Annotated in this window: 21 protein-coding genes and 1 pseudogene; 8 read left to right on the forward strand and 14 right to left on the reverse strand. The window is 66.6% G+C overall.

What is annotated here, in order from left to right; genetic code table 11:
- Nucleotides 1-173: 173 nt before the first annotated feature.
- The 3 genes from ASD79_RS14600 to ASD79_RS14605 all read right to left on the reverse strand — a co-directional run bounded on the left by ASD79_RS14600 (nt 174) and on the right by ASD79_RS14605 (nt 3,620).
- Nucleotides 174-2,573 (reverse strand): TonB-dependent siderophore receptor, encoded by a 2,400-nt coding sequence (locus ASD79_RS14600; RefSeq protein ID WP_056722862.1) that lies wholly within the window; start codon nt 2,571-2,573, stop codon nt 174-176.
- A 136-nt stretch (nt 2,574-2,709) separates the two neighbouring features.
- A complete protein-coding gene (locus ASD79_RS23960) occupies nt 2,710-2,883 on the reverse strand; it encodes a hypothetical protein (RefSeq protein WP_156400514.1) in 174 nt (57 codons plus the stop codon).
- Between the two features lie 5 nt (nt 2,884-2,888).
- A complete protein-coding gene (locus ASD79_RS14605; RefSeq protein ID WP_056722864.1) occupies nt 2,889-3,620 on the reverse strand; it encodes a GntR family transcriptional regulator in 732 nt (243 codons plus the stop codon).
- 164 nt (nt 3,621-3,784) lie between these two features.
- Here ASD79_RS14605 and ASD79_RS14610 point away from each other — a divergent pair, with 164 nt between their 5' ends.
- Nucleotides 3,785-4,270: a pyridoxamine 5'-phosphate oxidase family protein gene (locus tag ASD79_RS14610; RefSeq protein WP_056722869.1), complete on the forward strand. Its 486-nt coding sequence runs from the start codon at nt 3,785-3,787 to the stop codon at nt 4,268-4,270.
- Between the two features lie 13 nt (nt 4,271-4,283).
- Here the strand turns inward: ASD79_RS14610 and ASD79_RS14615 are convergent, their stop codons facing one another.
- Nucleotides 4,284-5,084, reverse strand: a complete 801-nt coding sequence (locus ASD79_RS14615) for a MetQ/NlpA family ABC transporter substrate-binding protein (protein WP_056722870.1) — start codon at nt 5,082-5,084, stop codon at nt 4,284-4,286.
- Between the two features lie 172 nt (nt 5,085-5,256).
- Between ASD79_RS14615 and ASD79_RS14620 the strand changes: the two genes are divergently transcribed.
- The gene (locus ASD79_RS14620; protein ID WP_056722871.1) at nt 5,257-5,505 is read left to right on the forward strand and encodes a hypothetical protein; all 249 of its coding nucleotides are present in this window, start codon (nt 5,257-5,259) and stop codon (nt 5,503-5,505) included.
- Between the two features lie 175 nt (nt 5,506-5,680).
- On the opposite strand, the gene ASD79_RS14625 is transcribed toward ASD79_RS14620, so the two are convergent.
- Nucleotides 5,681-6,046: a hypothetical protein gene (locus ASD79_RS14625; protein WP_056722872.1), complete on the reverse strand. Its 366-nt coding sequence runs from the start codon at nt 6,044-6,046 to the stop codon at nt 5,681-5,683.
- Between the two features lie 29 nt (nt 6,047-6,075).
- Here ASD79_RS14625 and ASD79_RS23965 point away from each other — a divergent pair.
- Nucleotides 6,076-6,200 (forward strand): annotated as a pseudogene (locus tag ASD79_RS23965) (hypothetical protein); the annotation flags it as partial.
- Here ASD79_RS23965 and ASD79_RS14630 read toward each other — a convergent pair.
- From ASD79_RS14630 to ASD79_RS14645, 4 genes are all read right to left on the reverse strand, one after another.
- Complete coding sequence (locus ASD79_RS14630; RefSeq protein ID WP_056722873.1) at nt 6,195-6,860, reverse strand: methionine ABC transporter permease; 666 nt, start codon at nt 6,858-6,860, stop codon at nt 6,195-6,197. The pseudogene ASD79_RS23965 and the gene ASD79_RS14630 sit on opposite strands and share 6 nt — an antisense overlap.
- The gene (locus ASD79_RS14635; protein ID WP_056723041.1) at nt 6,857-7,852 is read right to left on the reverse strand and encodes a methionine ABC transporter ATP-binding protein; all 996 of its coding nucleotides are present in this window, start codon (nt 7,850-7,852) and stop codon (nt 6,857-6,859) included. The genes ASD79_RS14630 and ASD79_RS14635 overlap by 4 nt, the downstream gene beginning before the upstream one ends.
- A gap of 226 nt (nt 7,853-8,078) precedes the next feature.
- Nucleotides 8,079-10,205 (reverse strand): ATP-binding protein, encoded by a 2,127-nt coding sequence (locus ASD79_RS14640; protein ID WP_056722874.1) that lies wholly within the window; start codon nt 10,203-10,205, stop codon nt 8,079-8,081.
- A gap of 102 nt (nt 10,206-10,307) precedes the next feature.
- Nucleotides 10,308-11,597, reverse strand: coding sequence for an amidohydrolase family protein (locus ASD79_RS14645; protein ID WP_056723043.1), 1,290 nt, complete (start codon nt 11,595-11,597; stop codon nt 10,308-10,310).
- Nucleotides 11,598-11,919: 322 nt separating this feature from the next.
- On the opposite strand from ASD79_RS14645, the gene ASD79_RS25155 reads away from it, so the two are divergent.
- Both ASD79_RS25155 and ASD79_RS14655 read left to right on the forward strand, forming a co-directional pair.
- Nucleotides 11,920-13,140 carry a site-specific integrase gene (locus tag ASD79_RS25155; protein ID WP_056722875.1) on the forward strand — a complete coding sequence of 407 codons (1,221 nt, stop codon included), beginning with the start codon at nt 11,920-11,922 and terminating at the stop codon, nt 13,138-13,140.
- A 283-nt stretch (nt 13,141-13,423) separates the two neighbouring features.
- Nucleotides 13,424-14,623: a site-specific integrase gene (locus ASD79_RS14655; RefSeq protein WP_235524456.1), complete on the forward strand. Its 1,200-nt coding sequence runs from the start codon at nt 13,424-13,426 to the stop codon at nt 14,621-14,623.
- Between the two features lie 750 nt (nt 14,624-15,373).
- Here ASD79_RS14655 and ASD79_RS14660 read toward each other — a convergent pair.
- Nucleotides 15,374-15,700, reverse strand: coding sequence for a limonene-1,2-epoxide hydrolase family protein (locus tag ASD79_RS14660; protein ID WP_056722876.1), 327 nt, complete (start codon nt 15,698-15,700; stop codon nt 15,374-15,376).
- Between the two features lie 213 nt (nt 15,701-15,913).
- Entirely contained in the window at nt 15,914-16,381 is a 468-nt protein-coding gene (locus tag ASD79_RS14665; RefSeq protein WP_200952310.1) for a limonene-1,2-epoxide hydrolase, read from the reverse strand.
- Between the two features lie 78 nt (nt 16,382-16,459).
- Between ASD79_RS14665 and ASD79_RS14670 the strand changes: the two genes are divergently transcribed.
- On the forward strand, nt 16,460-17,347 hold the full coding sequence (locus tag ASD79_RS14670) for an AraC family transcriptional regulator (protein WP_056723045.1): 888 nt from the start codon (nt 16,460-16,462) through the stop codon (nt 17,345-17,347).
- Between the two features lie 276 nt (nt 17,348-17,623).
- Here ASD79_RS14670 and ASD79_RS14675 read toward each other — a convergent pair whose 3' ends face one another.
- A complete protein-coding gene (locus ASD79_RS14675; RefSeq protein WP_056722878.1) occupies nt 17,624-18,547 on the reverse strand; it encodes a LysR family transcriptional regulator in 924 nt (307 codons plus the stop codon).
- Nucleotides 18,548-18,675: 128 nt separating this feature from the next.
- Here ASD79_RS14675 and ASD79_RS14680 point away from each other — a divergent pair, with 128 nt between their 5' ends.
- A complete protein-coding gene (locus ASD79_RS14680; RefSeq protein WP_056722879.1) occupies nt 18,676-19,428 on the forward strand; it encodes an SDR family oxidoreductase in 753 nt (250 codons plus the stop codon).
- A gap of 581 nt (nt 19,429-20,009) precedes the next feature.
- Here ASD79_RS14680 and ASD79_RS14685 read toward each other — a convergent pair.
- A complete protein-coding gene (locus ASD79_RS14685; protein WP_056722880.1) occupies nt 20,010-20,336 on the reverse strand; it encodes a hypothetical protein in 327 nt (108 codons plus the stop codon).
- 329 nt (nt 20,337-20,665) lie between these two features.
- Between ASD79_RS14685 and ASD79_RS14690 the strand changes: the two genes are divergently transcribed.
- On the forward strand, nt 20,666-20,935 hold the full coding sequence (locus tag ASD79_RS14690; protein ID WP_156400516.1) for a hypothetical protein: 270 nt from the start codon (nt 20,666-20,668) through the stop codon (nt 20,933-20,935).
- Nucleotides 20,936-21,005: 70 nt separating this feature from the next.
- On the opposite strand, the gene ASD79_RS14695 is transcribed toward ASD79_RS14690, so the two are convergent.
- Nucleotides 21,006-23,963, reverse strand: a complete 2,958-nt coding sequence (locus tag ASD79_RS14695; RefSeq protein WP_082584951.1) for a TonB-dependent receptor — start codon at nt 23,961-23,963, stop codon at nt 21,006-21,008.
- Nucleotides 23,964-24,103: the final 140 nt, after the last annotated feature.

The raw sequence follows: 24,103 nt of genomic DNA on the forward strand, positions 1-24,103 counted from the left end.
CTCGCCCGGAGGGGAGAGGGAGGGGCCCGTCGCGAAGCGATGGGAGGGTGAGGGGTGAAGGCGTTCGACGTCTTGAAAGGATCATCGGGGCAAAACGGAAAGGGCGTAACCCCTCACCCTCCCAAGCTTCGCTTGGGCCCCTCCCTCTCCCTCTGGGAGAGGGTTCCAGAACACTAGAAGCTCCGCTTCAGCGTCACCCGCCACTCGCGCCCTCGGCCCGGCAAGGCGCCCAGGTTGGCGTAGGTGTCGGCGTCGGGGGTGAAATAGAGCTTGTCGAACAGGTTATCGACATTGAGTTCCGCCGTGTACGGACCATGGGCGAAATAGGCAGAGGCGTTGACCACGGCGTAGGCCGGATAGGTCACCGCGTTCTGCACCGTGCCGGCGGTCTTGGTCACGTGGGTGACGCCCAGGGTCGCCCCCACCGAGCCCCAGTCGTGCTGGTCGCTGGTATAGGCGCCGTACAGGCTGACCACCGACTTGGGGATCAGGGTGTAGTCGTAGTCCCCGGCCCGCCCCGGCAGGCTGTTGAACGTCCAGACCACGTAGCTGCCGCCATAGCCCTGCGCCCCCGGCACGCCGGCCGTATAGGTCGGGATGTACTGGAACGAGGCGTCCGGCCCCTTGACCGTGGTGTGCTGGGTGTTGCCGGTGGCCGTGAAGCTGAAGTGCTCGGAGGCCAGCCAGCGGACCTCCAGCTCGACGCCCTTGGCGCGCGTGCCCTGCACCACCGGGGTCAGGCCCGACAGCTGGGTGCGGTTCTGGCGGTAACCGGCCAGCGAGCCGACCAGGGTTCCGTGCAGCAGCTGGAACTTCACCCCCGCCTCGGCCAGGTCGCTGGCCGACAGCCACGAGCCGTCGGCGATCAGGCCCGGCGCCAGTTCGCCCGCCTGGCTGACCTCGAGGGCCGAGGCCTTGGCGTAGCTGATATAGGGCATCAGCCCGACCGAGGTCTGGTAGGTCAGGCTGGCCGAATAGGTCCCCTTGCCCCGGTCGTCGGTCTGGCGGCCGGACACGGTGAAAGGCAGGGCGCCGGTGTCGTTGGCCGCCACATCGTACCCGTCGTAGCGGCCACCCAGGGTCAGGGTCAGACGCTGACCCAACTTGACGTCGCTGGTGAAGAACAGGCCCGTCTGGCTCCAGGTCCCCTTGTTGTCGTTCTCCCATTCCAGACCCTGGACGCCGGCCGGCTCGGTGCTGAACGGACTGTCGACGATGTCGGTGGGCGTGGCGCCATGGGCGATGTCGCGGCGGTCCAGGGCGATCATGCCGCTGTTGAAGCTCTCGCGCCGGCGGCCCTCGAACCGGCGATAGCTGGCGCCGACGATCGACTTGGTGGTCACGACCCCGAAATCGCGACCGAAGGCGTAGGAGGCCCGCGCCTCCCACACCGAGCTGTCGAACCAGGCGGGGTAGCCGTAGGAGACGAAGCGCTTGTTCTCCTGGTCGTCGTAGAACAGCTGCAGCTTCAGGACGCTGTCGTCGTCGAAGCGCTTGGCCAGGTCGAAATAGAGGGTGTTGGTCCGGGTCTTCGAGAAGTCAGCGGCGCTGATATAGACGGTGCGCGGATCCAGCTTCGTCGTGCCGATCCCGGTGTCCAGCGTGTGGTTGGGATCGGAGGCGGGGAAACCGTAGTACGGAATGTAGAGGGCGCTGCCGAACGGGTAGAAGCCCACCTCGCCCGGGGTCAGCCGGCCGTTGCCGTCGGTGTCGACCAGAGTGGTGTCGCGGCCGGTGACATAGGTCCCATGATCGATCAGGTCCTGGGTCAGGCGGTTCCAGCCCGGCGTCTGCACGTCGCCGGTCGAGTGGTAGACCATGCCGCCGAACGCCGTGCTCCAGCCGTTGTTCAGGTCGAAGTCCGCCGACACCTCGGCCAGTTGCCGCTTGGGGTGGAGGCCCCGGTAGAAGCTCTTTGAATCATCGAGCTCGCCATAGGCATAGACCCCGCCGTCGGCCTTCCCCAGCTTGACCGGCAGGGCGACCTGGCCGGTCAGGTTCTTCTTGTCATAGGCCCCGAAGGTGGCGGTCAGCTCGCCCTTGGGGTCGGTCAGGAACCGGCCCTCGTCGCGCGCCGACTTGGGGATGAAGTTCAGCATGCCGCCGACCTTGCCGGCCCCGTAGATCGGGGTCGGCGGGCCGCGCACGATCTCGATCTGGGCCGCGCCGCCGATCGGGGTGGAATAGGTGCCGCGGTTCTCGACCCGCTTGAAGCCGCGGAAATAGTTCTCGGCCAGGGTGCCGCGGATGTTGAGCGCTCCCGGCACGCCGTAGAAACTGGCGGTGTAGGTTCCGGGCGAGACGGCGGTCAGGCCGTCGATGGTCTCGATGCCGAACCGCTGCAGGGTGGTGTCGCTGACGAAGCTGGCCGAGCGCGGAGTCTCCAGCAGCGGCTTCTCCAGGCCGAACACCGTGGTGCTGGGCTGCTTCTCCAGCAGGCCGGCCTTGTCGCGGGCCAGGACCAGGACCTCGTCGACGCTGTCCGCGGAGGCGGTGTCTTGGGCTAGGGCCTGGCCCGACACGAAGACGCCGACGGTCAAGACCGAGGTCAGCAGGCGCGCGCGGATCGACATCTAGAAAAGCTCCAGGCCCGCCGGGGAGACGGCGGCGAAGCTAGCAAATGGTCACTTACGCAACGTTCGTCAAAACGTTTTGTAACATTTCAGACTATGTTGCAAGCAGGCGACACCAGGCAGAACTGCCCATGAACTATCGCTTCAGCTTGGCGGAGATCAGCATTCCAAAGCCGACCAGCGCGATCCCACCGCCGATGGCCGGACCCGCCCAGCGAACCTCAGGAAACAGGAGATCAACGCCAACATTCAGGATCAGGCCCGCCGCAACGGCGGATGCCCAGAATATCGCCGTGCGAGTACTGCTCATCGACCCTAAGCCTCGACCATCGGCCGGGTGGCTTCGGGCATGATGTTGAGCACCCGCATCATCGCCAGCCGGGCGCCCTCGACGTCGCCACGGGCGATGACGTTGGCCACTTCGCGGTGCTGCTCGACGTCGGCGATCAGTTCGGCCTCGGTGGCCGCGCCGAACGAGAACACCCAGTAGCGGGCGGCCTTGTGCTGCAGGGGGATGAGGATGCGGGCCAGGGCCAGGTTGCCGCCGGCCCGGGCCACGGCGGCGTGGAAGCGCTGGTCCATCGCCACCAGGGCCGGCAGGTCGCGCGTCCGGGCGGCCTCTTCCCCGCCGTCGAAGGCGGCGCGGATGCCGTCGGCCTCGGCCTTGCTGGCGTGCCTGGCGGCCAGGCCCGCGCAATGGGGTTCGATCAGGGCCCGGGCCTCGTAGCCCTGGCGCAGCTCCACCAGGTCGAGCGGCGCCACCGTGGTGCCCGAACGGGCCCGGCGGATCACCAGCCCCTCCAGGGCCAGCCGCCCCAGGGCGTCGCGCACCCCGGCCAGGCCGGCGTCGTAGCGCGCCGCCAGCGACTGCTCGTCCAGCCGCGCGCCGGGCGCTAGCCGTCCCAGGATCAGGTCGAGCAGGATGCGTTCATAGACCTTGGCCTTCTGCAGATCGGGCGACCAATCCTCCAGCCCCGAGGACGAACAGACGTCCAGCACCAGCATCCGGTCGCGCCCGCCCCCGGCGAGGGCGTCGTCCTGGGCCATAAGCTGTCGCAAGGGGTGGCTCCGTCGCTGGGTGAGCCCTGATATGTACGGTGAAATTTCACCCCAGACCAGCCCGTCGTCCCCAGGCGACCGATCGCCGGCCGGCGCGTTGTGCAGGGAAGACGATCGAGCCGCCACGCGGCCGACGCCCCGAGGAAACGGCCATGACCGGAAGCGACGCCGCCAAGGACAGAATCCTCGAGATTCTCGCCGAGAGCCGAGTGCTGTGCGTGGCCACGCTGCGTCCCGACGGCTGGCCGCAGGCGACCATGGTCGGATACCTGTCCGATGGCCTGACCCTGTACTTCGCCGTCGCCCGCGATAGCCAGAAGCTCGCCAACATCGCCCGCGATCCGCGAATCTCGATCGCCGTCGGCCGACAGGGCCCGCGCGGCGCGCACGTTCACGGCCTGTCGATGGCCGCGATCGCCGCCGAGGTCATCGACCCCGACGAGGTTCGCCGGCTGAACGCCCTGATCCTGACGCGCTATCCCGAGCAGGAAGTCTTCACCCCGCCCGGCCGCTCGATCGCGGTAGTCAAGGCGACGCCCCAGCTCATTTCGCTGATCGACGCCGACAGCCCGGAGGACCAGCCGCTGCTGCTGAGGGTCGAGCCCCAGACGGGAATCCTGTGGCGCGAAGACGCCTAAAGGACAGCGGCCGTCAGAACGCCGGCACCACCGCGCCTGCGTACTTCTGCTCCATGAACGCCTTGACCTCCGGCGAGGTCAGGGCCTTGGCCAGTTTCTGGACGCGCGGGTCGTCCTTATTGTCCGGACGGCCGACCAGGTAGTTCACGTAGGGGCTGTTCTTGTCCTCGATCAGCAGAGCATCCTTGGCCGGGTCCAGCTTGGCGTCGAGGGCGTAGTTGGTGTTGATCACCGCCAGGTCGACCTGATCGAGCACGCGCGGCAGGGTCGCGCCTTCCAGTTCCTTGAACTTCAGGTTCTTCGGATTGGCGGTGATGTCCTTCAGGGTCGACAGCGCCTTGTTCGGGTCGCCCAGGGTGATCACCCCATTGCGGGCCAGCAGCAGCAGAGCCCGGCCCTCGTTGCTGCCCTCGTTGGGGATGGCCACGACCGCGCCACTGGGCAGGTCGCCGATCGCCTTGATCTTGCGCGAATAGGCGCCCAGCGGCTCGATATGCACGCCAACGATCGGGACCAGGCTGGTGCCCTTGTCGGCGTTGAAGGTCTCCAGATAGGGCAGGGTCTGGAAGTAGTTCACGTCTAGCCGCTTCTCGGCGACCTGGATGTTGGGCTGGACGTAGTCGTTGAAGACCTTGATGTCGATCTTCAGGCCTTGCGCCGCCAGCTTGGGCTTGATGAACTCCAGCACCTCGGCGTGGGGCACGGCCGTGGCGGCCACCGTCAGGGTGTCGCCGGCGCTCGGCGCGGGCGTCTTGGAGCAGGCGGCCAGGGCGAGGACGGCGAGGCTGATGAGGGCGGCGCGGCGGGCGACCATGAACGGCTCCGTTAAGGCGATTAATCGGGTAGGGTATTGCCCGGTTCCCGGCGGTTGGCGAAATCAGTTTTCCTGATCCGGAGCCCAGAGTCTTGGATCATCGTCGGGATCATCTCGGGATCATCGTTCCGCGCGCCTTGACCTCGCCGCCAAACAGGGCGCCTGGAGAGGGATGGCCAGAGAAACCGTCTACATCGTCCAAGCCTACAAGGCCGGCCGCGGCAAGGGCCTGAAGGCCGAACAGCAGGTCGGCTGCAAGGACGCCGAGGAGGCCCGCCGCAAGGCCGAGCGGCTGGCGCCGATCCGCGAAGGCGTCGTGGCCTTCGCCGCCTCGGCCGACGTCGAGCTGGGCGACTATGACGAGAACCCGGAGATCATCTTCAAGGCCGGACGGCTGCCGTTCCCGTTCGACCAGGCTTGAGCAAATAACCCTCTCCCGGAGGGGAGAGGGAGGGGCCCGCCGCGAAGCGGTGGGAGGGTGAGGGGTGACGCCCTCACCGTCTTCTCTGAGCGCCCCGCCGGCACGCCGTCTGACGTCTAAACCCCTCACCCTCCCAAGCTTCGCTTGGGCCCCTCCCTCTCCCCATGGGAGAGGGTTATTCGGGATCGTTCGCCGGTTCTTCCGGCCCGGCGATCGTCCAGCTCGACAGGAAGTCCGGGTTCTCCACGGTCTCGCCGCCGGTCAGCGGATAGAGGCCCGGCGCGGCCGGCGCGATGTTCGAGGTCTGGGGCGGCAGGGTGGTGGTGTCGCCGTCCTGCGGGCCCAGCAGGTCGAGCAAGATACCCTCGTCGGCGTCGGCGGTGATCACCACGCCATAGAACGCCTCGCGCCCCTCCAGTTCGCCCTCGGCCGAGAGGAAGGTCAGGTTCACCAGCATGATCTTGCCGACCAGGGTCTGGGCGAAGGCCTCGTCCCAGTGTTCGGGCGGCGGGGCGGAGAGGATGGGGGTGTCGTCGGTCATGGGGGCGTTCTAGCGGCCGAACGGCCGGATTGGAACGCCGTGCGTCCTTCGAGGCTCGGCTCGCCTCGCACCTCAGGATGAGGAGTTCAGCAACAAAGCTCCTCATCCTGAGGCGCCCGCGAAGCGGGCCTCGAAGGACGCACCGCGCCTACCGATGCGAAACCCGTCTCACCACCGTATCCCCAACCATCTGCAGCGCCTGGACCAGCACCAGCAGCAACACCACGGTGACCACCATCACGTCGGTCTGGAAGCGCTGGTAGCCGAAGCGGATGGCCAGATCTCCCAGCCCCCCTGCCCCGACCACCCCGGCCATGGCGGTGTAGGACACCAGGGCGATGGCGGTGACCGTCGCCGCGGCGATCAGCCCCGGCATGGCCTCGGGCAGCAGCGCGCCCAGCACCACCTGCCGACGCTTGGCGCCCATGGCGAAGCTGGCCTCGATGACGCCCTTGTCCACTTCGCGCAGGGCGGTCTCGACCAGGCGGGCGAAGAACGGCGCGGCCCCGGCCACCAGCGGCGGGATCGCTCCGGCCACGCCCAGCGAGGTGCCGACCAGGGCGACGGTCAGCGGGATCATGACGATCAGCAGGATGACGAACGGCACCGAGCGCAGGATGTTGATGACCAGCGACAGCACGCCGTTGGCCGCGCGACTCTGCAGCATCTGGCCCTTGCCGGTCAGGAACAGGATCACCCCCAGCGGCAGGCCCAGGATCACCGTCAACACCATCGAGCCGCCCAGCATCGCCAGGGTGTCGACGGTCGCCTGGCCGATCTCGGCCAAGTCTATGTTTTCCATGAAGGCGCTCATCGGCCCGTCTCCGTGACCATGTCCACCCGGACACCGTCGGCCTGGAACCGCTTGATCGCCGCCTCGACGTCGCCGCCGGTCAGGGCCAGGGTCAGCTGGCCGTAGGGGGTTTCGCGCAGCCGGTGGATGCGGCCGCCGAGGATCGAATAGTCGACGCCGGTCTCGCGGGCCACCAGGCCCAGGATCGGCTTGTAGGTCGCTTCGCCGCGGAAGGTCAGCCGCACCACGCGGCCGCCGACCATGGCGCCGTCGGCCGGGACGCCGTCAGCCTCCATCACGAACCGGCGGGCCGTGGCGCTGGCCGGGTGCAGGAACACCTCCTCGACCGGACCGCTCTCGACCACCGCCCCGCCCTCGAGCACCGCCACCCGGTCGCAGACCCGGCGCACGACGTCCATCTCGTGGGTGATCAGCACGATGGTCAGGCCCAGTTCGCGGTTGAGGTTTGAGACCAGTTCCAGGATCTGTTCGGTGGTCTCGGGGTCCAGCGCGCTGGTCGCCTCGTCGCACAGCAGCACCTTGGGCCCGGTGGCCAGGGCCCGGGCGACGCCCACCCGCTGCTTCTGGCCGCCCGACAGCTGGGCCGGATACTTGGCGGCGAAGTCCGACAGGCCGACGCGGGCCAGCAACTCGGCGGTGCGCGTCCTGACCTCGGCGTCGGGAACACCGGCCAGTCGCAGCGGAAAGGCGACATTGCCGGCCACGGTCTTGGACGACAGCAGGTTGAAGTGCTGGAAGATCATCCCGACCCGGCGGCGCAGGGCCCGCAGGCCCTCGACGCCCAAGGTCGCCACGTCGTCGCCGTCGACCACCACCTGGCCGCCCGAGGGCTTCTCCAGGCCGTTGATCAGCCGGATCAGCGTCGACTTGCCCGCCCCCGAGGCCCCGATCACCCCGAACACCTCGCCGGGCGCGACCGACAGGCTGACGCCCGTCAGGGCGGCGCGGCCGCCGCCGGCATAGGTCTTGGAGACGTCTTGGAAGGTGATCACGGGTCGCGGCCTGAAGCGGATCGGCACGAAGGCCGGGAGCCGCACGATTTAGGCGTTGTGGCGCGAAAGGTGAAGCCAAACCGGTTGATGGGCCCACCAAACCACCGCTGTCATCCCGGGCGTAGCGAAGCGAAGACCCGGGACCGACGCCTGAGCGCCGCGCTTCTGGCGGTCCCGGATCGGCGCGCTGCGCGCTTGTCCGGGATGACAGGACCTTGAGGTCCCCTCACCCCGCCCGCCGCCGCTCCGCGTCCAGGGCCTGGCCGATGCCCGCCAGCAAGGCGACGGCGGTGACCGGCTTGGCGACGTGCAGGTCGGCCCCAGCGGCCAGGGCGTCGTGCCGGTGATGGTCCATGGCGTTGGCGCTGAGCATGACGATCGGGGTGCGCTCGGCGACCGCCAGGTCGCGTTCGTGGACACGGATGGCGCGGGTGGCGGCCAGGCCGTCCATCACCGGCATCTGCATGTCCATCAGCACCAGGTCGAACGACGACGCCTTGAAGGCCTCGACGGCCAGGACGCCGTTCTCCACCACGGTGACCTCGGCGCCGTAGGGGCCGAGGATCAATTGCACGACCTTCTGGTTGATCGGATGGTCCTCGGCCAGCAGCACGCGCAGCGCGCCGCGCCCGCCGTCCAGGAACGCGCCGGGCGCGATCGGAGCCGCCGCGGCGGGCGCGTCGAGGCCGGCCAGGCTCGGGGTCCGCGTCAGCGGGATGGTCACCCGGAACAGGCTGCCGCGCCCGGGCTCGGATTCGGCGACGATCTGGCCGCCCATCATCTCGACCAGGGTCTTGCTGATCGACAGCCCCAGCCCCGTGCCGCCGAACCGCCGGGTGATGGTGGTGTCGGCCTGGCTGAAGCGCTGGAACAGCACGGCCGCGAAGTCGGGATCGAAGCCCACGCCGGTGTCGGCGACCTCCAGCGTCAGCCACGTGGCCTCACCGGCTTCCGCCGGGTCGGCGACCTCGATCCGCGCGACGATCTGGCCCTGGGCGGTGAACTTCAAGGCGTTGGACAGCAGGTTGCCCAACACCTGCCTGATACGGATGCCGTCGCCTCGGAACAGGCCCCGGGCGTGGGCGCCGTGTTCGACGCGGAACGCCAGCCCCTTCTCCTCGGCCCGCATCCGGGTGATGTCCAGCAGGCCGCCCAACTCAGCGTCGAGATCAAAGGCCCGCTCCTCGATGGTCAGGTGACCCGCCTCGATCTTCGAGACGTCGAGGATGTCGGACACCAGCCGCTCCAGGGTCGCGCCGGAGCTCTGGATCAGATCGACCATCTCGCGCTGGGCGGCGGTCAGCTCGGTCTGGCCGAGCGCGGCGACGACGCCGATCACCCCGTTCAGCGGGGTGCGGATCTCGTGGCTCATATTGGCCAGGAAGTCGCTCTTGGCGCGGTTGGCGGCCTCGGCGGCCACCTTGGCCGCTTCCATCTCGGCCTCTTCGCGCAGCCGCTCGGTGACGTCGCGGGCCACGGCGAACACCAGGTCGCCGGAGCGCCGCGCCCGCCATTCCAGCTGGCGATAGTGGCCGTCGCGATGGCGATAGCGGTTGATGAAGCCGAACACCTCGCCGGCCCCGCTGGCCCGCGTCATGTGTTCCCGGGTTTCGGCCACGTCGTCGGGATGGATCAGGGGCAGCAGGGGCGCGCCCTCCAGCGTCTCGATCGGGTAGCCCAGGGCGCTTTCCCAGGCCCGGCTCAGCTTGACGAACCGGCCCTCCAGGTCGCGGATGCACAGCATGTCCAGCGAGACGTCGAAGAAGGTCGTCAGGTTGCGCGCCGTCTCCCCCGCCGCCTCGGCGGCCTGGCGGGCCCGGGCCTCGCTGCAGGCCAGGCTGTCCTCGGCCCGACGGCGGTCGATGGCGATCGCCGCCAGGTCGGCGGCCGCCTCGATGAAGGCGATGTCGTCGTCGTTCGGGGCGGCGATCGTGCGGTGATAGATGGCGAAGGTGCCCAGCACCTCGCCGCTCGCCGCGCGGATCGGCTGCGACCAGCAGGCGGCGAGGTCGGCGGCGGCGGCCAGGTGCTTGTAGTCGACCCACAGCGGGTCGGTCTGGATGTCCTCGACGATGATCCGCTGGTCGAGCGCCGCCGCCGTGCCGCAGGAGCCGGCGGTGGGGCTGATGGCGACACCGTGGATGGCCTGGTTGTAGTCGTCGGGCAGGCTGGGCGCCGCGCCCAGCATCAGATGCCGGCCGGTGTCGTCCAGCAGCAGGATGCTGCACAGGATGCGCGGGTCCTCGGCCTCGACCGCCTGGACGATCGCCTCGAGCACCAGCGGCAGCGGGTTGCCGCCGGCGATCAGGGTCATGGTCCGTCGAAAGGCGTGGTGAGCTGAACTCCGGCTCATGGGCGACGGCGTCTCCGGAAGAAAACCTTCCCTCCCGACCTACCACCTCCGCGCGATGGCGGCGTTAATCCCGGCGCGTCATTCTGAAGCAGGCCGGACATGTCAGGGCCGCTTCACAACCGCGCCGCCCTTCATCACGAAGACCGGCTTTTCCAGCGTCGTCACGTCGGCCAGCGGGTCGCCCGCCACCGCGATCAGGTCGCCGTAGCGGCCCACGGCCACCTGGCCCACGTCCTTCTCCCGGCCCAGGGCCTGGGCGGCGGTGATCGTCGCCGCCTGGATGGCCTGCAGCGGGGTGGCGCCATAGCGCACCATCACCGCGAACTGCCGGGCGTTGTCGCCGTGCGGATAGATGCCGGCGTCGGTGCCGTAGACCATCTTCACCCCGGCCTTGAGCGCCTTGCGGAAGTTCTCGCGCTGGATGTCGCCGATCTCGCGGTCCTTGCGCAGGTTGTCCTCCAGCACGCCGTTCTTCTTGCCCTCGGCCTGGGTGTAGTCGGTGTTGTAGATGTCCATCGAGAAATAGGCGCCCTTCTGGGCGGCCAGCTTGATCCCTTCGTCGTCGACCAGGCTGGCGTGCTCGATGGTGTCGACCCCGGCCCGCACCGCGTCGCGGATCCCGGCCGCCCCGTGGGCGTGGGCGGCGACCTTCAGGCCCCACATGTGGGCCTCCTCGACGATGGCGGTCATCTCGGCCAGCGACAGCTGCTGCTGGCCCGGCTCGGTGTTGCGCGAGAACACCCCGCCCGTGGCGCAGATCTTGATCACCTGGGCGCCGTACTTGCGCACCGCCCGCACCTGCTTGCGACCCTCCTCGGGGCCGTCGGCCACATAGGGGCCCTTCTGGGCCATGGACGGCGGGAAGTAGGTCGAGTCGCAATGGCCGCCGGTGGCGCCGATGGCGTAGCCCGCCGTCACGACGCGCGGCCCCGGCACGAAACCCTGGTCGATCGCCTCGCGCAGGCCCACGTCGTTGAACCGGTCCGAGCCGACGTTGCGCACGGTGGTGAAGCCGGCGTTCAGGGTGTCGGCGGCATGCTTGGTCTGCAGCACCGTCCAGAACGCGTCGCTGTACTGCAGGCCGTCATAGCCGCCGAACAGCGGCGAGCTGTCGAGGTGCACGTGCATGTCGATCAGGCCCGGCAGCAGGGTCGCGCCCGGCAGCTCGACCAGTTTGGCCCCGGCCGGCGTCGGATCGCCCGCCTTGCCCACCGCGGTGATCCGACCGTCGGTGACGATCACCTGCGGATTGTCGACATAGCGGCCGGCGGCCACGTCGAGCAGCCGCGCCGCCCGCACCACCTCGACCTCGGCCGCCCAAACCGTACCGGGCGCGAGAGACCCGGCCAGAGCCGCCGCCACGAAGGTCAGAGCCGTCAATTCACGCCGCATGGTCACGATCCCCAACCCCACCGATGATTCCGCATGCCGACGCTAGCACGCGCCCGGCGGGCGTCGAGCGGCCAAGCTCCACGATCGTCCCCTTGGCGAGCCCGCCCCCCGCCCTATACGGGCAAGGTCTGTGCGGGCGTGGCGAAACTGGTAGACGCAACGGACTTAAAATCCTATGCGCTCCAAATCAGCCACCAAAACCTTCAATAATATCAACAAAAACAAGTCCGACGCATCTGCTTCCAGCAAGCACACTGTTAGCACAAACGCCCAAAAAACGGCGAAGACCCTACAAAATGAAAGGGAAATTCGCCATCAGCTGATGGACGGCAAGGTGCAGCTCTATCAGCGAACGGGCAGCCCCAACTGGCAGTGCGCCTGCTCGATCAACGGCCGCCAACAGCGCGCAAATACTCGCGAGGACAGCCTCAGCCGCGCCGCCGTCTTCGCCCGAGAATGGTATCTGGCGCTGATCAGCGCCGATCGCCCCGCGCCGAATGTCAGATCCGACAAGGCGTCAAAGCCGGCAAAGCCGACCTCGGCCCCCAGGGCCATCGCAGTATCTGGCCCGCCCGTCAGGACGTTCCGGGAAGCTGCGCGACGCTTCATGATCGAGTTCGAGGCCATCACCCAGGGCCAGCGCAACGCGATCTATGTTCACGGTCACCGGCGGCGCCTGGCCAACCACCTGGTGCCGTTCTTCGGGGCCACGGCGGTGGACGACATCGGCGCCGGGATGATCGCCGACTACCGCATCCACCGCATGAGCAACGGACGTCGCGGCAAGCCTCCGGCCCGCAGCACGATGCACCAAGAGATCGTCTGCCTGCGCCAGGTGCTCAAGACCGCCATCCGCCACAAGTGGCTCGACCATCTGCCCGACCTTTCCGCACCCTATGGGCGGTCGGGCAAGGTCTCGCACCGGGCCTGGTTCTCGCCTGAGGAATGGAGGACGTTCGACGCGGCCCTGCGCGAGCGAGCCAGGAACCCGCTCAAGGAACAGTGGCGAACCGCCACCGAGAATCTCCGCGACTGCGTGCTGTTCATGGTCAACACCGGGCTCCGTCCCGACGAGGCCCTCCGCCTGGAGTATCGCGACGTGGCCATCGTCGTCGATGAGGCCACCGGCGAGCGCTTGCTTGAGATCGCCGTGCGGGGAAAGCGCGGCGTCGGCTGGTGCAAAAGCATGCCCGAGGCCGTGGCGCCGTTCAGGCGGCTGAAGAGCCGCAACGCCGGCGCCCCCTTGGACAGGCTGTTCCCCTCGCTTCAGAACGAGTTGTTCAACACAGTCCTGGACGAACTGAACATGAAGGTCGATCGCGAGGGGCAGCGCCGAACCGCCTACAGCCTGCGCCACACCTACATCAGCACCCGTCTTATGAACGGCGCCGACATCTACCAGGTCGCCAAGAACTGCCGAACGAGCGTCGAGATGATCGAGACCTACTACGCCTCGCACATCAAGAACGTGATCGACGCTTCGGCGATCAACGTCCGCAAGACCCCGCCCTCCCGTCAAAAGGCCAGCGCGCCGCCCGTTTGACCGAATGGTCGCCAAAGGCCGGAACCGGCCGACGCGACCATTGGCGAAGGGATGGACCGAACGGTCCAGCCCGGTGGCGTCCGCGCTCCGCACGGAGCGCAGCCATCGCCTCTCCACGGTGCTTGCCGCCAGCCCCGGTTTCCGCGCCGCGCTAGCGGCGCCGCGGAGGATCGCCAGTCAACGGATGGCTAACCGCAACCGGAAGTCAGCCGCTAATCTTTGGCTGGCAGATTTCGCGCCCTGGCGAGCGGAAGGCGGGGCGGTGACGGCGCGACACGGACTCATGGACGGCAAGGTGCAGGTCTATAAACGGCCTGGCAGTCCTCATTGGCAGTGCGCCTGCACGGTCGCCGGCCAGCAAAGGCGCGCCACCACCCGCGAGGAGAGCCTGGCGCGGGCCAAGGACGTGGCCAGCGACTGGTATCTGGGCCTGCTGGGCAAACTGCGCTCTGGCGAACTCAAGCCCGGCAAGACTTTCGCCCAGGCCGCCGACCGCTTCATCGACGAGTTCGCGATCATCACCCAGGGCGAGCGCAGCCCGATCTATGTCGAAGGCCATCGCCAGCGCATCAACAACCACCTCAACCCGTTCTTCGGAAGGGCCGTGGTGAGTGAGATCACCGCCGGCATGGTCCAGGACTACCGCATCCACCGGATGAAGACCGGCCGTAACGGCAAGCCGCCGGCCCGCAGCACCCTGCACCAAGAGATCGTCTGCCTGCGTCAGGTCCTGAAGACCGCCCATCGTCATCGCTGGCTGGAGCAACTGCCCGACCTCTCGCCGCCCTTCAGGGCGGCGAGCAAAATCTCGCACCGGGCCTGGTTCTCGCCCGACGAGTACAAGCAGCTCTACGCCGCGACCCGCGAGCGCGCCAAGCACCCCACGGCGGAGCGCTGGCGCGACGCCAGCGAAACGCTCCACGACTTCGTGCTCTTCATGGTCAACACCGGCCTGCGGCCAGACGAGGCTCTGGGCCTGGAATATCGCGACGTCACCGTGGCGACCGACGAGGCCACCGGCCAGCGCATCCTTGAGATCGCCGTACGCGGCAAGCGCGGGGTCGGCTGGTGCAAGAGCATGCCCGGCGCGGTCATGCCGTTTGGCCGCCTCCAGGCACGCGCTAACGGAGGCCCGAGGGACCGGCTGTTCCCGGCCCTCCCCCGACAGTTGTTCAACACCATCCTCGAAGAGCTGGACCTGAAGGTGGACCGCGAGGGGCAGAGGCGCACGACCTACAGCCTGCGCCACACCTACATCTGCATGCGCCTGATGGAAGGCGCCGACATCTACCAGGTCGCCAAGAACTGCCGCACCAGCGTCGAGATGATCGAGACCTATTACGCCTCGCACATCAAGAACCGGATCGACGCCTCGGCGATCAATGTCCGCAAGACCCGCGCCTCGCCCGACCGCTCGGCCAACGCCGCGGTGCGCCCGGGCCTGTCACGGGCTCGTTCGAAAGTCTCGACGGCCAAGACCTAGCCGACTATAGCTCGGCTCGGTTTAGGCGGGCGTGGCGGAACTGGTAGACGCAACGGACTTAAGCCACAGGATTGAGTGCGCTCGGGGAAATCCGGGACGTAGAACTGCTCAAATTCGGGGAACCCTGTCAGATGGCGATCCCGAGCCAAGCCCCCTCTGGGGGAAGGTGTAGAGACTAGACGGGCAGCACCTAACCTCCGACCTTCGGAGCACGGTGAAGGGATAGTCCAGACCACGAACGACCCGAGCATCGGGACGGCGGCGAAAGCCGAAGTGGTACGAAAATCCGTCAGCCGCAAGGCTATGCCGGTTCGATTCCGGCCGCCCGCACCACCTCACCCACAGACGTGGCGTAGGCGCCTGCAGAGCCCCCTTTGGCACGACGAGGCTCCGACATTGGCGCCATATTGTCCGTCACTCCTGGCCGTGACGGCCCCTCGACGATGCAGCAATCACAGCCGCCAGCGGTGCCCGCAACAACCCAAAAACTGGCGATCAAAGGCCCGAAGGGCGCCATGGAAAAACACCCCTTTGGGGTGGCACACATTACGCACACCTGCGGTTTTGATATAAACCATTGAAATAACTTATGAATTCGATTTGCCATCGTATGCGCGTGTTATGCGCACATTTCGAGATTTTCGGCTAAGCCGTTGATGTTTCGCCAATAATGACGTGCGCAGGATGTGCGCACAACAGCTGGAGACTCAACATGGCCGAGCGCAAACGCTTCCCTTTGAACATCACGCTTCATGAGGAGAGCCGCCTGCGTCTGACCATCACGCGGGCTGCGGCGATCTCGCTGCCATCGGCGCGGACGAAGCGGTCCAGTCGCTCGGTCAGCACGCGATTGCCGTCCGCCGCAATGGCGAGAATGTCGAAATGGACCGCCGCGATGGCTTGAGATCGGTTAGGCCGCTCCAGGAACGCGATCGCTTCTTCGATTCCCGTGGCGCTCGAAACGCCCTCGTTGACCCAAACTGTCTTGGGTGTGAACCAGCGGCGAATGGCGACCTTGCCATCGTCCTCAGGGAAAGCCGCGGAGAATGCGGTGACGGTCTCGATTGGCGTTGGCATTTTACCGTCCCCTGCCTTGATCGTTAGGTCGAGCGGTCGAGCGGTCGAGACCAGGCGACCGTGGAAAACATCATGGCGGCTAGGGTCATGAGCAGGTGCTTCATCTGAAGAGCCTCCTTTTCTCGATGCGGAAGATTTGACGCCCGCAGGCGCGCGCCGCGCCGGGGCGGACAAGGATTTCAGCGCCTGGCGCGGCGCCTGCGAGACGGCGTCCTAGCCGGCGGCGAACTTCTGGATGGCGTTGACGTCGAAATAGTCCCGCCACTCGACGATCTTGTCGCCTTCGATCTCGTAGATGCCCATGATCATCACGCGTCCGATTTCGCTGCCGTCGGCGCGCTCGAACCGATCGAGCCTTTCGGTGAGAATGCGAGGTCCGTCAGCGGCGATCGCGAGCATGTCGATATGGACCGTGGAGATGCCCATCGAGGTCTCCAGTTCATCGATCATGGCGATGGCTTCTTCGGCGCCGGTGGTGACTGAAACGCCTTCGTTGATCCAACGCGTCTTGGGCGTGAACCAGCGCCGAACGGCCGGTCGTCCGCCATCTTCGACGAACGCGGCGCAAAAGGCCGATACGGTCTCGAGGGGCGTGGGCATGGCGATCGCTCTCAGAAAAATGTGGAGGCCTGAATGGCCTCTGTCCTGAGCCGGACTGTGAGCCTCGGCCCGCGTCGCCACGATGCCAGATCTTCCGCAACGATTGCCTGATTTTCCGGAATGACCGATAATAATGGGCAAGCGAAGCCAGATGTCATGATGAGCGAACTCGACGAAATCCGCGCCATGGCGCTGCGTCACGCCGGGCGACAGAACCCGCAACTGCCAAGACTGTTCGCCTACACGCTCGATCACACGACGGAGATCGACCCGCTGATCTACGAGCCTGCGGCCTCCCTGGTGATCCAGGGGGTCCAGCGCATGTTCATCGGCGACCAGATGTTCGAATACGGTCCGGGACAGAGCATGATCGTCGCGGCCGAAATCGCTGCGCTGGGGCAGATCTGCGAGGCGTCGGAGGGGCGACCGTTCCTGGCGATCGGCCTGTTCCTGGACCCGACTTTGCTCTCGAACCTCGTGCTCGAAGTGGCTGCGATCCCTGAACTGCCGATCGAGTCGGGATATGGCGTCAGCACAGCGAGCCCATCTCTCTTGGGCGCCTGGCGAAGACTCCTGGAGTTGCTTGATCGACCAGCCGAGATCGCGGTGCTGGCCCCGCCCCTGGAGCACGAGCTCATATTTCGGCTGCTGATGGGGCCGCATGGCGCGCTGCTGCGTCAGATCGCCGGAGCCGACTCGCGCCTTTCGCACATCCGAAAGGCCATGACCTGGATCCGAGACCACCACACCGAGCGCCTCAATTTTAGGGCGGTCGCCGCGCTGACGGGCATGAGCGTGTCGGTCTTCTACGATCGCTTCAAAGCCGTCGCCGCCGTGAGCCCGCTTCAATACCAGAAGTATATCCGGCTCCACGAGGCCCGCCGGCGCATGATCGCCGGCCAAGCAGGCGCGGCCGAGGCGGGGTTCGCGGTCGGCTATGAGAGCGCTTCTCAGTTCAGTCGCGAGTACAAGCGTCTGTTCGGCGCTCCGCCGGGACGGGACGCCGAGAGAGCCAGGGCTGGCTTGACGCGCGTCAAGCCGCGCTAGTCGGGCGACAGCCTCGCCTCAACGAGAAGAATCTGCACTTGGTCCCAGCGGCCGCGCTGAGGCGCCTCGCCAGGGCCAACGCCGTTTCCGGGCCAAACAGGCGTCGTGCCGCCCGCGCACAAGCGTCTATTCGGAGCGCCGCCGGGCCGGGACACAACATGGCTGAAGACCGGTCTTGGCGGCGGGCCGGCAAGCGCCGTGTCTCCGGAAGTAGAATGAGACGGTGAGTGGGCGACGCCGCCCTCTCTGCCCGTCCGGCGATTGCAGCGTGGGCGTTCAGCTCCCGTCGTCACTTCTGACGGAAGGCGAAGGGCGCACATTAAGGGTCTCGACCTTGGAAAACGCCGCGGCCATGAAGTCCATGAACACGGCTGCTCGACGTGGAAGAAGGCGGCTGGCCACATAGAGGATGTGGATCGGGACGGGGGCTGCTTCGTATCCCGTGAGGATCCGCTTCAGGCGACCGGTCTTCAGTCCGTCTTCAAACAACCAATGCGGGCCAAGGGCGACTCCCAAACCGGCAAGGGCGGCTTCCCGCGCCGCTTGCGGAGCGCTCACACGAATGCGGCCGGACACCGCGACCTCGACATCGGCGAAGCGCCAGGTCGCCCCTGTCGAAAGCAGCGAATAGACGATGCAGTCATGGTGTTTCAGATCTTGCGGGGTTTGCGGCGTCCCGCGCGCGTTCAGATAACCCGTCTCCGCGACGCAGATGCGCGTGAAGAGACCGACACGCCGCGCGCGCAAGGCGCTGTCGCTGAGGTGTCCGATCCGCAGCGCCAGTTCCACGCCGTCGTCGATGAGATTCACGAAGCGATCGGAAATCTGCAGATCGAGATCGAGGTCCGGGTACGTCTTCAGAAACTCGGGGACCTGCGGCATCAGAAACTCATGCGCGAAGGCCGTGGGACAGGCGACGCGCAGCAACCCGGACGGACTGACGTCGCTTTTCAGCGCCGACTCGGCCTCGCTCACGGCGTCGAGAATGCGTCGGGCTTCGACGTAATAGCGCTCGCCTTCGGGCGTCAGGTGCAGCTTCCGGGTGGATCGCTGCAAGAGCCGCTGCTGAAGGTGGGCCTCTAGGGCCGCCACATAGCGGCTCACGTTGGGTTGGCTGAGGCCCAAGTCCCGCGCGGCGGACGAGAAGCCGCCCGTCTCCACCGTCCTGACGAAGCACTCCATGGAGAGTAGACGGTCCATCCTATCCAATCATGCGAATGGCGTATGAAACATATGCAATTTGCCGAACTTATCTTGTTTAGGGCATGAGTGCATCTTGGAAACATCGAGGTCGACCGCAGTCGCCTGAAGTTTTCAAGGATCGCCCCATGTCTCGCCTCTCCGGCAAACGCACCCTCATCACCGGCGGCACGAGTGGGATCGGACTCGCCACCGCCAAGAGCTTCCTCGCCGAGGGCGCCCGCGTCATCATCACGGGCGTGAACCCCGACAGCCTGGCCAGCGCCCGGGCGGAATTGGGCTCGGACGTCACCGTGCTCGCCGCCGATTCCGCAAGCATCGAAGCGCAACGAGACCTGGCCGCGGCCGTGGCTACTGAGTATGGCCAACTCGACGTCGCTTTCATCAACGCCGGCGTGTCCGTGTGGCAGCCCATCGAGGCGTGGACCGAGGAGGCCTATGACCGGTCCTTCGCGATCAACGTCAAGGGCCCCTACTTCCTGATCCAATCACTCTTGCCGGTCTTCGCCAATCCGGCGTCCGTGGTCCTGAACACGTCGATCAACGCCCATGTCGGCATGACGAACTCCTCGGTCTACGCCGCGACCAAGGCGGCGTTCCTGAGCCTGTCGAGGACGCTCTCGAGCGAGCTGATCGGGCGCGGCGTTCGCTTCAACGCCGTCAGCCCCGGACCGGTCGAAACACCGCTGTACGACAAGCTCGGCATCCCGGACGCCTATCGCGACCAGGCGACCCAGGCGATCGCCGCCAGCATTCCGCTCGGCCGCTTTGGCTCGCCCGAGGAAGTGGCCAAGGCGGTGCTGTATCTCGCCTCCGATGAATCCGCCTGGACCGTAGGCGCTGAAATCATCGTCGACGGCGGACGCACCCTGAACGGCTGAGCGCTTAAACAGCAGGAGAATGACCATGACGAACTTGAACACTGAGCCGGACGCGAGGACGCCCATGCGCTCTGAATCGTCCTGAAGGGTGCGGCGATCGCCGTCTCGTCAGTCTGTTGTCGATCGTCGTGGCCATCGCCATGGCGATGGCGCGCTCGAGAGACCGACGGTTCAGCGCCTTTGGCGCAGCGCGGTGGGTATCCCACATGAGGTCCGCGCCGTGGACTTGCTCGGCCGCACGGGGTCATCCTGGGGGCTGCTCGACAAAAGCCTATCTGCGCCAGGATGGCCCCTTGGCTGTACCGTGCTTTGCGCCCACGCGCTTGGGCAAGGGGTCGGCCTTGTCGTGCCCAGCTTTCTGACTTGGCCGGGTTCGGCGATGCGCCAGGAACGGACTCTCACACCCCTCCAGATACCGGACGTCTAGACGCCGCGCAGCCGGCAGTGGAATGGCCGCACGCCTGGCCAGGAGGTACTCGAAAGCTGGCGCAGGGCCGGTCGACGGTTGAAGGGTTTGGGCGGCACCGGCGCACGCTTTATTGAGGCGCTGCCCCGCGAGGTCGACCGTCAGTTGCCTGGCGTCAGGTGGCTTCGGGCCCGGTTTCGCCCTCGCGCAATTCATCGGCTCCGACGAAGGATGCGCCCTCTTCGTCCAAGACCCAGGCGCCCAGGAAAGCGGTGTGGGACGGATCAATGTCCTCGTCGATCAGGTCGCCATTGTAGAGGCCGACGGTGCTAAAGTCGAAGTCGAGTGACAGCTGGTGGGCCATGCCCACCATTTCTTCGGCCATGCGGCGCGAATAGCCTAGGGCTTCGCTGTCGTTGGTGAAATCGTCGCTCAGTGTGCTCACCTCCACCGCATCGCTGCCGTGGGTCGCGCTGGTGGTGACGATGGTGAAGGCGGGCATGGGAGTCTCTCGCAGGTGGGGCACCCACCTAGACCCGTTCGTTCAAGAACGGGGCTACATTCTGCAAAAGCCGTCCTGGCGGCCAGGGGTGAGACCGCCGTACCTCTCTGCGCCAGATGCGGATCTTGGGATCGTTTCTAACTCCAGACGTTCCAACGCTGAGATTGAGAGGTCCCACTCTATTTTGCGGACCACGAACTCCGCTTGAGATAGTAGTGGGCGAACGCCGCTTCGGACGCCGAGCCGCTCTTGGCCGTGATGGCCTAGGTAAGACTGTCCACCGTCCGCCGCCAGCGATTGATGAAGGTGGCGTCAGGATAATCGGCGCGGTGCCGCTGTCGATGAACGTGCTGGCCTTGCCCTACGAGGATCCAGCGCCGGGCTCCGGGCAAGTGGCGCAGTCCGACATCCAGCCACGCCATCATGTCACCCTGCTGGTTAACGCCGTTCAGGTCGGCCTGGACGGCGACGACACCTGGAGCCTGACCGCGCGCGCACGCCAAGTATCGCATCCCCTTGCTCCCCGAACCTTCAGCTTCACGCTCTCGCCATCGAACCTGGACGAGGCGCACGCGAGAGACCCGGGCGGCGCGGACTGACACGCGGCCTTCCCGGTAAAAAAACGCCGCCCCGAAGGGCGGCGCTGCGGGGGAAGGACGGGCGGCCTGCCTAGCCGCCAAATTTGTAGCGCAGCGAAACACCGTAGATGCGGCCGTTCATGAAGTACTGGCGCAGGATGTCGGTGTCGTAGTCGCCGCCGGGCTCGCCGACATAGCGCTGCGGGGCCTTGTTGGTCAGGTTCGACGCGGTCAGCGACAGCGACAGGTCCGGGCGGAGGTTGAAGTTCACCGAGGCGTCGAGGATGCCGTAGCCCTTCAGGTAGCGGCCATCGATCGGATTGGCCGAGACGCCGAACAGCACGTAGTCGGAACGGTAGGTGTAGACGATCCGCGCCGACATGAAGTCGCTCTCGTAGAGACCGGCGATGCTGTAGTTGTTGTCCGACTGGAAGGGCTGGCGGACGATGGTCGTCGGCTTGCCCGGACCCGCCAACTTCGCCGGCAGCTCGGTCTTGACGTAGGTGTAGGACGCCTGGACCCCGAAGTTCTTGGCGAACTCAGGCAGGAAATCGTAGTCGAAGAAGGTCTGGGCGGCCAGCTCGACGCCCTTGGCATAGCCCGGATCGGCGTTGACCGACTGGGTGATCCGGTACTGGCCGGTGGGGCAGCTGTTGGACGTGGTGCCCGAATAGGGCAGCGAGGTCGCCACCGTCTGGCACTGGTCCACGCCCAGTACGAAGCCCTTCACGTCCTTGTAGAACACGGCCGCCGACACGTAGCTCGTGCCGTTGAAGTACTTCTCGAACGACAGGTCGTAGCTGTCGGCATGCAAGGGCTGGAGGTTGGGGTTGCCCTGCGAGCCCAGACCCGTGGTCGGGTTGGTGGTGATCGTCGGGTTGATGTCGGCGACGCCCGGGCGTGTCATGCCTTGGCCGTAACCGAAGCGCACCAGCGTGTCGGGCGTGATGTAGCCGGTGACGTTGAAGGTCGGCAGGACGTCGGTATAGCTGTTGCTCGACTTGTTGGGCGCGACGACCGCCACGCCGCCGACGGTGGCGGCGATCTGGGCCTCGGCGTCGAGATTGGTGCGCACCACCCGAACGCCGACATTGCCGCGGATCCGGTCGTTCAGGAACGCGAAGTCGGCCACGCCGTAGCCGGCGAAGGTCTCTTCGATCGCCAGGCGGCGCGAGGTGACGACCTCGGGCAGCGAGTCCTCGGACGGGATGCCGGCCAGCGGGAAGCGGTTGCGGATGTTGTCGCCCAGCAGCGAGTCCGGATTGGCCGTCAGGTAGCCGCCGCTATAGCCAGCGTCGCCGTCGAACCAGTTGGTGTGCGAACCGGCCACCAGGTCGGGTTGGCTGGTCACGAAGATGGCGTTGGACTGATTGGCCGCCAGGAGAAGGCCGTCGGTCGTCAGGTTCTTGCCGCTGAAGCTGTAGTTATAGAACCGCGACTTCTTCCGGTAATAGCGGGCGCCGAACTTGATGTCCTCGATCACGCTGTCGATGAACTTGTACTTGCCGTCGAACTGAGCAGCCACGCCCTTGTCGTCATAGATGTTGTTGGTGCCGTTGGCGTAGTTGTTGAACGCCCAGGTCGCCGGGCTGGAAAGGTCCGGACCCGAGATCGCCAACTGCTGGGGCGCGCCGATGGAGCGGGTGACGTCCCAGGCCAGGCCGCTACGCGTCACCAGGCCGATCGAGCGGTTGTCCTGGTGCTGGTAGGCGTCGACGTAGGAAACGTCGAGCTTGAGGTCCAGGACGTCGGTCGGGCTCCACTTGGCGCCGCCGGCCAGGATCCAGGTCCGGTAGATCCGGTGCTCGTCGCCGCCGGTGCTGTTGAGGCCCGAGCTCAGCAGCGTGCCCTTGGAGAACCGCTGGCTGGCCAGCAGAACGTCGTCGCCGCCGTTGCTGTTGCGGTTGGTCAGGCCCTCGGTGGTGCTGAACGGGGTGGTGACCAGGTTCTGGGCGTAGCGGCTGTCCACCATGTTCAGGAAGCGATAGCCCTGGTGATACAGATACGAGTTGTAGTTGCCGTCGACATAGAACTCGAGGTTCGAGGTCGGCTTGTACTGGAAGGCGCCGCTGAAGCCCTTGCGCGTGCGCTGGATGTCTTCCTCGGCGACGTTGAGCTGGACGCCGGTCATGTTGACCAGGTTGGCGCGTTCCGCCGGGGTGAGGGTCAGCGGGTCCAGAACGCTCAGCAGATAGGTCACGTCGTTACGGCCTGCGTAGGCCGCACTGGGTCTGGCGCCGGTGATGGGATCGACGACGGTCAGGTACTCGGCGCTATCGGCGCGGACCGCGCGACGCAGTTGCGAACCGCCGACACCGGGCGCGTTGTCGGAGCGGTTCCAGCTCTTCTGGAAATTGGCGGCCAGCAGCAGGCCCATCTCGCCGTCGCCGACGTCCCAGCGGTTCGAGACCAGGCCGAAATATTCGGGCTGCCAGCTCTTGACCATGTCGTTGTACTTGCCCGACAGGGCGGCGCTGGCGGTGAAGCCCTTCAGGTCCAGCGGCTTGCGGGTGCGGATATCGACCAGGCCGCCGATGCCGCCTTCGATGTGCTCGGCCGAGGGGTTCTTGTAGACGTCCAGGCCCGAGATCATCCCAGGGATGGCCGCCTCGATGTTGAACTCACTGCCGCCGGCCGTGAAGTAGTTGCGCCCGTCGACCTGAGAGGCGGTCTGGCCGGACAGGCCGCGAATGGTCAGGCCGCTGCCCGAACCGACCGGCGAGGCGCCCTCCCCGCCGTAGCGATAGCCTTGCACGCCGGGGATCCGCGTCAGCGTCTCGGCGACGTTGGGATCGGGCAGCTTGCCGATGTCCTCCGCGCGGATGGAGTCCACCACTTCCATGGTGTTCTTCTTCATCGTCACCGACGACTGCAGGCTCTGGCGGATGCCGGTGACGACAATTTCCTCGACGGCGCTGTCGTTGGCCGGCGCCGGCGCGGTCTGGGCGCTGGCGACGGTCCAGCCGGCCGTCAGCAGGGCGGCCATCGACGCGGTGGCCAGCAGCCGGCCGTGGGCGCGTTGACGCGAATTCTTGATGGGCTTCGACATTAGGGGTCCCCTCCGGATTGTTCTCGTTGCGCCACCCGATCGGGCGGCGGCGCATGGCTCGCCCGGCTTTTGCCGTGACGTTCCCAGCGCGTGCTGCGGTTAGCCTCTTCGTTTCACTCCTGAATGACGCTCGGCCGGGC

Source organism: Caulobacter sp. Root655 (genome assembly GCF_001427665.1).
In the GTDB taxonomy this organism is placed as follows: domain Bacteria; phylum Pseudomonadota; class Alphaproteobacteria; order Caulobacterales; family Caulobacteraceae; genus Caulobacter.

Coding starts and splice junctions, on each gene's coding strand:
- ASD79_RS14600 (WP_056722862.1), bottom strand. CDS start 2,573: ATGTCGATCCGCGCGCGCCTGCTGACCTCGGTCTTGACCGTCGGCGTC.
- ASD79_RS23960 (WP_156400514.1), bottom strand. CDS start 2,883: ATGAGCAGTACTCGCACGGCGATATTCTGGGCATCCGCCGTTGCGGCG.
- ASD79_RS14605 (WP_056722864.1), bottom strand. CDS start 3,620: ATGGCCCAGGACGACGCCCTCGCCGGGGGCGGGCGCGACCGGATGCTG.
- ASD79_RS14610 (WP_056722869.1), top strand. CDS start 3,785: ATGACCGGAAGCGACGCCGCCAAGGACAGAATCCTCGAGATTCTCGCC.
- ASD79_RS14615 (WP_056722870.1), bottom strand. CDS start 5,084: ATGGTCGCCCGCCGCGCCGCCCTCATCAGCCTCGCCGTCCTCGCCCTG.
- ASD79_RS14620 (WP_056722871.1), top strand. CDS start 5,257: ATGGCCAGAGAAACCGTCTACATCGTCCAAGCCTACAAGGCCGGCCGC.
- ASD79_RS14625 (WP_056722872.1), bottom strand. CDS start 6,046: ATGACCGACGACACCCCCATCCTCTCCGCCCCGCCGCCCGAACACTGG.
- ASD79_RS14630 (WP_056722873.1), bottom strand. CDS start 6,860: ATGAGCGCCTTCATGGAAAACATAGACTTGGCCGAGATCGGCCAGGCG.
- ASD79_RS14640 (WP_056722874.1), bottom strand. CDS start 10,205: ATGAGCCGGAGTTCAGCTCACCACGCCTTTCGACGGACCATGACCCTG.
- ASD79_RS14645 (WP_056723043.1), bottom strand. CDS start 11,597: ATGCGGCGTGAATTGACGGCTCTGACCTTCGTGGCGGCGGCTCTGGCC.
- ASD79_RS25155 (WP_056722875.1), top strand. CDS start 11,920: ATGGACGGCAAGGTGCAGCTCTATCAGCGAACGGGCAGCCCCAACTGG.
- ASD79_RS14655 (WP_235524456.1), top strand. CDS start 13,424: ATGGACGGCAAGGTGCAGGTCTATAAACGGCCTGGCAGTCCTCATTGG.
- ASD79_RS14660 (WP_056722876.1), bottom strand. CDS start 15,700: ATGCCAACGCCAATCGAGACCGTCACCGCATTCTCCGCGGCTTTCCCT.
- ASD79_RS14670 (WP_056723045.1), top strand. CDS start 16,460: ATGAGCGAACTCGACGAAATCCGCGCCATGGCGCTGCGTCACGCCGGG.
- ASD79_RS14675 (WP_056722878.1), bottom strand. CDS start 18,547: ATGGACCGTCTACTCTCCATGGAGTGCTTCGTCAGGACGGTGGAGACG.
- ASD79_RS14680 (WP_056722879.1), top strand. CDS start 18,676: ATGTCTCGCCTCTCCGGCAAACGCACCCTCATCACCGGCGGCACGAGT.
- ASD79_RS14685 (WP_056722880.1), bottom strand. CDS start 20,336: ATGCCCGCCTTCACCATCGTCACCACCAGCGCGACCCACGGCAGCGAT.
- ASD79_RS14695 (WP_082584951.1), bottom strand. CDS start 23,963: ATGTCGAAGCCCATCAAGAATTCGCGTCAACGCGCCCACGGCCGGCTG.